1 protein-coding gene is annotated in these 720 nt (G+C 47.4%); it reads right to left on the bottom strand.

The window, feature by feature from the left end:
* Positions 1-195: 195 nt before the first annotated feature.
* Positions 196-720: glycine betaine ABC transporter substrate-binding protein (locus QTO00_RS20425; RefSeq protein WP_331426372.1), on the bottom strand; the 525-nt coding region annotated here is incomplete at its 5' end.

Raw genomic sequence — 720 nt, 5'->3', positions numbered from 1 at the left:
AAAGTATATACCCTTTATTCTTGAAGCTGCAGCTTTGTTAACTGCGCTAATTCACCGGAACGCCGGCCGCCCTAATTACATAGAAGACCTATGCTAATAGGGCTGAATTATCTTGTTGCCGCGCTGCAACTTCAATTATTTTGGGTATAGCGCGTCATGCGCTATTTAGATTTTTCGGGTTTGCCCCCTTTGGTATCAAAGGGCTTGCTTAACCTTGTCAGCAACATCTTGTGGTACCCATGCTTGCCAAATTTGTGGGTACTCTTCAAGGAAGTGGAACATCGCCTCTTCACCGTCCGCTTGGTTGTCTTCCATCCAAGCGAGCAGTTGGTTCATATCGGCGTTAGTAAAGCCACGCTTAGTGAAGTAGTCGTATGCTTGTGGAGCGCGACTCGCAAACTCTTCGGTGGTAATAGTATGTACCGGAGAAGGCGGATACATAGTTGGTTTCGGAGACTCACACTCAGGTTGAGCGGTACAGCTGACAAATTCATCTAGGTTGACGCCACTGCCAAAGTCCACTTTGACCATTTTGTATTTACCCAGCACGGCTGTTGGTGCCCAGTAGTAACCAAACCAAGCTTGTTCGCGTTCGTACGCTTTTGCAATTGAACCAGATAGACCAGCACTTGAACCAGGATCAACGATGGTAAATCCAGACTCTTCTAACCCTAGAGCTTTGAAGAGGTTTCCGGCACTAATTTGGCAGTTCCAACCGGC

It is taken from the genome of Vibrio sp. M260118 (assembly GCF_036533755.1).
Taxonomy (GTDB): domain Bacteria; phylum Pseudomonadota; class Gammaproteobacteria; order Enterobacterales; family Vibrionaceae; genus Vibrio.
The sequence above is the reverse complement of the archived record's forward strand: the minus strand, read 5'-3'. Positions and strand labels throughout refer to the sequence as shown.